9 protein-coding genes and 1 riboswitch are annotated in these 6,625 nt (G+C 38.0%); of the genes, 6 read left to right on the top strand and 3 right to left on the bottom strand.

Going from position 1 to position 6,625, the window contains the following annotated elements; translation table 11 throughout:
- Positions 1–411 precede the first annotated feature (411 nt).
- Complete coding sequence (locus tag AC3A54_RS15875; protein ID WP_308080876.1) at positions 412–552, bottom strand: hypothetical protein; 141 nt, start codon at positions 550–552, stop codon at positions 412–414.
- Positions 553–814: 262 nt separating this feature from the next.
- Between AC3A54_RS15875 and AC3A54_RS15870 the strand changes: the two genes are divergently transcribed.
- From AC3A54_RS15870 to AC3A54_RS15860, 3 genes are all read left to right on the top strand, one after another.
- On the top strand, positions 815–1,783 hold the full coding sequence (locus AC3A54_RS15870; protein WP_487655169.1) for a carbohydrate kinase family protein: 969 nt from the start codon (positions 815–817) through the stop codon (positions 1,781–1,783).
- Positions 1,780–2,694: a pseudouridine-5'-phosphate glycosidase gene (locus AC3A54_RS15865; protein ID WP_487655168.1), complete on the top strand. Its 915-nt coding sequence runs from the start codon at positions 1,780–1,782 to the stop codon at positions 2,692–2,694. The genes AC3A54_RS15870 and AC3A54_RS15865 overlap by 4 nt, the downstream gene beginning before the upstream one ends.
- 262 nt (positions 2,695–2,956) lie before the next feature.
- Positions 2,957–3,046: riboswitch (cyclic di-GMP riboswitch) on the top strand.
- Positions 3,047–3,076: 30 nt separating this feature from the next.
- Entirely contained in the window at positions 3,077–3,208 is a 132-nt protein-coding gene (locus AC3A54_RS15860; RefSeq protein WP_335548993.1) for an anti-repressor SinI family protein, read from the top strand.
- 75 nt (positions 3,209–3,283) lie between these two features.
- Here AC3A54_RS15860 and AC3A54_RS15855 read toward each other — a convergent pair whose 3' ends face one another.
- The gene (locus AC3A54_RS15855; RefSeq protein ID WP_335548799.1) at positions 3,284–3,616 is read right to left on the bottom strand and encodes a helix-turn-helix domain-containing protein; all 333 of its coding nucleotides are present in this window, start codon (positions 3,614–3,616) and stop codon (positions 3,284–3,286) included.
- Positions 3,617–3,876: 260 nt separating this feature from the next.
- Here AC3A54_RS15855 and map point away from each other — a divergent pair, with 260 nt between their 5' ends.
- Positions 3,877–4,626, top strand: coding sequence for a type I methionyl aminopeptidase (gene map / locus AC3A54_RS15850; protein WP_487655167.1), 750 nt, complete (start codon positions 3,877–3,879; stop codon positions 4,624–4,626).
- A 34-nt stretch (positions 4,627–4,660) separates the two neighbouring features.
- Here the strand turns inward: map and AC3A54_RS15845 are convergent, their stop codons facing one another.
- The gene (locus AC3A54_RS15845) at positions 4,661–4,885 is read right to left on the bottom strand and encodes a DUF1128 domain-containing protein (protein ID WP_308080871.1); all 225 of its coding nucleotides are present in this window, start codon (positions 4,883–4,885) and stop codon (positions 4,661–4,663) included.
- A 228-nt stretch (positions 4,886–5,113) separates the two neighbouring features.
- Between AC3A54_RS15845 and AC3A54_RS15840 the strand changes: the two genes are divergently transcribed.
- The gene (locus AC3A54_RS15840; RefSeq protein WP_308080870.1) at positions 5,114–5,485 is read left to right on the top strand and encodes a YtxH domain-containing protein; all 372 of its coding nucleotides are present in this window, start codon (positions 5,114–5,116) and stop codon (positions 5,483–5,485) included.
- Between the two features lie 13 nt (positions 5,486–5,498).
- Entirely contained in the window at positions 5,499–6,335 is an 837-nt protein-coding gene (locus AC3A54_RS15835; RefSeq protein ID WP_487655166.1) for a YihY/virulence factor BrkB family protein, read from the top strand.
- Positions 6,336–6,625 lie beyond the last annotated feature (290 nt).

Here is a 6,625-nt window from a genome sequence, read left to right as displayed (position 1 = left end):
TTTCTTGGTCGAAAACATTGTAACACGAGTCATGATGATGACCTATTTTCTTTTTACACAATTATATGGACTTAATCTCCCCAGAAGGCAATACGGTCGCATAGACCCCGTCTAAGCGACCAAAATCAATCTCCAGAAGGCAATACGGTCGCATAGACCTCGTCTAAGCGACCAAACCCCTTCTCCAGAAGGCAGTACGGTCGCATAGACCTCGTCTAAGCGACCTAATTCATTTCCACCAGGCAATTAAGGCTCTTAGAAAAGGAAAACCGGTCCTTAGAAGAGTTCTACGAGCCCCAAGAGGTAATGGAAATGGCGAACCGGTAACGTGGGTCATTCTCGTTCAATACAAATTAATAAAGCTAACAAAAAAAGCTGGTGGAAGTGAGCATCATACACTTTTCACCAGCTTTATTTTATTTCTCCCCCTGGAGACTCTCCTGTCGAGGCATCTTCTTGTTTGTCCGGTTTGCACATACGATCGAGTAGAAAACCAGCAAACACCATAAACGCAATCGGAATTGAATAATTTAAAACATGAATCACAGTCATAGCATCAAACACCACCTTTTATTTTGAATATTAATAATATTTAGTATATTTATATGTTGTTTATATTATATGTTATCTGTCACATTTTAGACAAATTTCATTAACATAAATCCTTGTTGTTCAGCCGTCCCTTCAAATAGCAAAATGTTTTTCTATTTTTTAACAGGATTTTCAAGATTCGTATCGTAATAGTTATATGAGTAGGGAATATTATGAAATTTTGACTTGCTTAACAAAGGACCTTAAGGAGTGGATGCTAACAATGAACAAACAGGAAGCAATCATTTTTGATATTCTCTGTATTGGTGGAGCGAATGTAGACCGTAAAATTCAGGCGCTTAAACAGTTGGAGTATGGAACATCAAACCCAGCCATAAGCTCATTGTCACGGGGCGGAGTCGCAAGAAATATAGCAGAAAACTCAGGCCGGATAGGTCTCAAAACATCTCTGTTTGCTTATGTTGGCTCAGATCCTGAAGGAGAATGGCTACTAGAAAACACTAAAGACTTTGTGGAAGTAAGTCCTACACAAATCATACAAGGAAAATCTACCGGCACTTATACTGCCGTACTTGATCCATTAGGTGAAATGGAAATCGCACTAGCTGACATGGCTATATATGATGAAGTGAAAGAATCCATTTTTGAAGATATATGGACGTATATTGAACAATCAAAAATGATTTTATTAGACACAAACTTTCCAAAAACCATCATTCAACAAGTAATTACTGACTGTAAAAACTTCATGAAGCCTATTTGTATTGCTACAGTTTCCGCTCCGAAAACAGAAAAGCTTCCAGCATCCCTTGAGGGTGTAACCTGGCTAGTGGCCAACCATAAAGAGGCAGAGGCGTTATCCAACCTAGAAATCAAATCAGAAGGTGACTTCTACCAAGCAGCTGAAGTCATTTTGAAAAAAGGTGTGGAGAAAGTAGTTATTACTCGAGGTGAGAAGGGATTAATTTATTATACAAAGGCTGGCGAAGCGGGGGCTTTACTACCTCCGACTGTTCCGATTGTAGATGTAACGGGGGCTGGCGACTCACTCATTGCCGGAATTTTATTTGGCTATCTTAAGGGGCTGAATACCGAAGATTCATGTAAAATTGGTCTTTCCTGTTCATTGATTACCATAAATTCAAATGAAACGGTAAATCCCAAATTAAACCAGCAAACCTTACTTGAAACGTATCAGAAATACTTCAGTAAAGGGGTCACCAAGCGATGAACCAAGAATACCTGTCCTTTTCTGAGGAAGTACTTAAAGCCAAAAGAAAAGGTAAGCCCATTGTTGCACTTGAATCGACGATTATTTCACATGGGATGCCGTACCCTCAGAATGTAGAGACTGCAAGAGAAGTAGAAGAAATTATCCGGCAGAATGGGGCTGTACCAGCTACCATTGCCATCATTAATGGGAAAATCAAGATTGGTTTATCTGAAGAGGATTTAGAATTTTTAGGCACTAGTAAGGAAATCATGAAAGCAAGCCGGCGGGACCTCCCCTACTTAATCGCAGCACAAAAACATGGGGCCACAACGGTAGCAGCGACCATGATTTGTGCACAAATGGGTGGTATTAACGTGTTTGTGACAGGTGGTATTGGCGGTGTTCACCGCGGGGCAGAAGTAACAATGGATATTTCAGCTGACTTACAGGAATTAGCAAAAACAAATGTAGCAGTCGTTTGTGCTGGAGCAAAATCAATTCTTGATTTAGGGTTAACGTTGGAGTATTTAGAAACCAACGGAGTGCCCGTCATTGGTTATCAAACAGAGATTCTGCCAGCTTTTTATACGAGAACAAGTCCATATAAAGTGAATTTCCGAGTGGATTCCCCAGAAGAAGCGTCAGCATTAATGAAGGCTAAATGGGATTTAGGGTTACAAGGTGGGATCGTCATTGCCAATCCGATACCAGAACCCTATGCTATGGATGAAACTGTAATCAATAAGGTTATAGAACTTGCTTTAAACGAGGCCAAAAGTAGGGACATACATGGTAAAGAGGTCACACCTTTTCTCTTAAGCAGAGTAAAAGAGCTAACAGAAGGGTCAAGCCTAGAAGCAAATATTGCACTAGTGAAACATAATGCCAAAATAGGTGCTCTTATAGCAGCAGTAAAAGGCGATAAATAAGCATACATTTTAAAGGGAGGATTTGACCTAATTTCCTTCCTTTTTTAATTTCCTCTCCTAAAAATGGTAGTAAAAGGAATTTTTTGTAGAAAAATAGGATAATTTGTGTATAAAAATAGTTCGAAAATTATAAAAAAAAGACAAAAAACAACAACCTATTATAAAAGGACTAGATATAATGAACATATCATTTAGTATTAAGTCATTTTACCTAAACAAATAGTAGAAAAATGAAAAAATGTAATACTTAAGTTGCAGTCGAAACAGAAAAGGGCAAACCTGTTGAAAAGTAGGGACGCAAAGCCGAGGATCTAAGGCAGGCATTTCATGCTATGATGGCCGGGTTACCTGGAATACTATGTGTATTTTAGGGGGAGAAAAAATGATAATTGCAGAGAGAGACGTGGATGTAATTGATCAGGAATGGATGGCGCTCATATTAGAAGCAAAGGAACTTGGCTTATCTATTACAGATGTTCGTGAATTCCTTCTCCAAGATGGTCAAAAGAACTAACTTGGTACATATTAAAAAAGCATTCTACAGAAGAGGTTTCTTTTGTAGAATGCTTTTCTTCTTTATAGAAAAAAATTATTCGTTACTACTATTTTGATTTATTCTCCACTTATTAAATTCCAGGAAGTCACGAAATTGCTCTTTTGAAACACCAGATCCCATTGCTTCTTTAACTAAATTCATCCATTCACTGTCTAACTCATCCTTATTAATTTGCTCATGGATAAAATGTTCAACGGGTAAATTTAATACGGCTGCAATTTTCTCAAGAAATTGTATAGATGGATTTTTTTGCAGGTTTCTTTCAAGAGAGCTTAAATAAGACTTAGCGACGCCAGCTTGCTCTGCAAGTTCGGAAAGAGACATCCTCTTTTCTAAGCGAAATTTTTTTACGCGGTCACCAATCATTCCATTCACACACCTATTAAACATATTTATATGTTAATTCTACCAAAAAGAATGAAAAAGTACCATATTAAGAACAAAGGAATATGACAAAATAGTGAATATAATAAAATGATTATCCAAAAAAGCCCAATAATAACAAGTTCTTTTGAAAAATTGGCGGATTCGAGTTACTATTAATAGTGTTTCCAAAAGAGAATATAGTTTAATGCGAACCGTAAAGCATACTATACATAAAAATATTCAAAAAGGCAGGGAAAAGAATGATTGTCCTGAAATCACAACGTGAAATTGAAGCGATGAAAAAGGCTGGAGAAATCCTTGCGGCCTGTCATAAAGAAATTGCTAAATTAATTAAGCCAGGTGTAACTACTTGGGAAATTGACCAGTTTGTCAATAAATTCTTAAGCGAACACAAGGCCACACCCGAGCAAAAGGGATATAAAGGCTATGAATATGCAACATGCGCAAGTATCAATGATGAAATATGTCATGGCTTTCCAAGAAAAGAGCCCTTAAAAGAAGGAGATATTGTTACGATTGATATGGTAGTCAATTATAATGGTGCCTTAGCTGATTCTGCGTGGTCTTATGCGGTAGGAAATATTTCGAAAGAAACAGAGCATTTATTAAAAGTGACAAAGGAAGCATTATATAAAGGTATTGAGCAAGCGGTTGTAGGCAATCGAATCGGTGATATTGGTCATGCGATCCAAACCTATGTGGAAAGTGAAGGTTTATCGGTTGTAAGAGACTTTATTGGACACGGCATTGGTGCTGTGATTCATGAGAAACCGGATGTTCCTCATTATGGGCTGCCAGGAAAAGGGGCAAGAATTAAAGAGGGAATGGTCTTTACGATTGAGCCGATGGTAAATATCGGTCACTATCAAACGAAGATGGATACAAATGGCTGGACCGCCAGAACTGTAGACGGGAAATATTCAGCACAATATGAGCACACACTTGCCGTTTCTAAGAATGGCCCTGTCATCTTAACAGAGCAAAAATAAATGAGGTTGACTCCAAGGAGTCAACCTCTATTTATTATTTTTTTCGCAGACTTCCTAATTCTTCTACTAAAGCCTGCATTTCATTCGGACTGAAGGAGTTCTTTTTTTGTACCATTTCATAAATCTCTTTTAATTCTTCGTACATTTCTTCATCAAAGTGAGAAGGTTTAATAGCCCCTAGGTTTAATACCCTAAGCTTTTCTTTTATTTGTTCAATCATATATTCCACGTTTTCAATCGATTTTTCTGATAGATTCATTTCGGTCACCCTTTCCGAATTCATATATCTCATCTTTTCATGTTAAAAATGATCTGTCAATATAATCTTCTCTTAAATTCACACGATTAATCTCGTAAAAGAATGGGTATAAAAGAGTACGCGGACTTGCATAGGAAACAGAGATAACGCAAAATAAACGTAGGGAATCTTTGGCATTATTTTTTGAAAAAGATGAATGATAATAACTAGGATTAAGGAGAGTTTAAGATGACAAAGAAGAATCAATTTTGGAGGGGCATGCTGATCGGTGCAATCGCCGGTGGTGCCATAAGTTTATTAGATAAACAAACCCGTCAGGCGATGACGGAAAATGTCCTAAAAACTTCTAGAAAGGTATCCTATATTGCGAGAAACCCAGGTGAAATTGCTGATAAGGTGAAGGGAACGGCATCCAAGCTTAAGGAAACCTTTGAACAAGTGAGTGAGGATATTGCCTATATTACGGACAAAGTGGACGAGTTACGTGAACTAACACCTCACGTGACGGACATCATTAAAGAAACGAAAGAGACGTTCTCTAAGAGCGAGGAAGATGATTTATTAGAGGATGTTCTAGGAGAAGAGAAAACGAACAAATAGAGGGAGGAAGGAAATGGATAAAGCAGCGAATTTACGCTCATCTTTGCTACGATTACTTTGGCACAGGATTGAAGAAGACGATCTTCCTGGATTAAGTGCGCAATTGGCCTATTTTTTACTACTTTCTTTGTTTCCGCTCCTCATCGTACTATTTACACTATTGCCATACATACCGTTTCCGCATGAAGATATGCTGGGGATGATCAGAGACTTTGCACCGGAAGAAGCTATCAATCTGATTGAAAAAAATGTGAATGAAATCATGAACCATCGTAATGGTGGACTTTTATCCTTTGGGATTATCGGGACTATTTGGTCCGCATCAAATGGAATTAATGCGATTGTGAGAGCGTTTAACAAAGCGTATAACGTTAAAGAGAGCCGCTCATTCATCGTTGCAAGAGGGATGGCTATTGTACTAACCTTTGGTATGATTTTTGTTTTTATTCTTGCAATTATCATACCCATTTTTGGAAGAGAAATCGGCCTATTTCTTTTTTCAAAATTAGGATATACGACAACATTTATTAAGCTTTGGAACGCCTTAAGCTGGCTAGTGAGCGCCATCATATTGTTCCTTATTTTCACCGGTCTTTACTGGATTGCTCCCAATGTAAAACTAAAGTGTCGAAGTGCTTTCCCTGGAGCAGCTTTTGCCACTGTTGGCTGGATCATCTCTTCCATTGGCTTATCCTTTTATGTTGGAAATATTACTAACTATTCTCTAACTTATGGCAGTATTGGTGCCATTATTGTGTTAATGATTTGGTTATATATATCTGCTTTCATTATTATTTTGGGCGGGGAAATCAATGCCTTTTACAGTGAAAAAAATAAGACAAATTGCTAATACTTTCCCTTCATGAAATTACTCCTTCTGTTCAAACTATGATGGAAGGACAACCCCAAAGCAAGGGAGGGTAAAAGCGATGACCAAACATACGAAAAAAGATGGCGGCACAAAGCAAAAAGGCAAGGGCAGTAAAGGAAATAAAACATCTGGATCAGCCAATGGATCGAATGGCTACCACTAATGAAAGAAAGGAGGCTGACTTTGAGTCAACCTCCTTTTCCTTTCATTATAAGAAAGTTTTAAATTCGACTTCGAGAATTGTCCAGCTCCAGCACCTAGCCCCTCGG

The sequence above is a fragment of the Neobacillus sp. Soil_C_43 genome (assembly GCF_057656715.1).
This window is presented reverse-complemented; position numbering and strand designations above follow the sequence as displayed.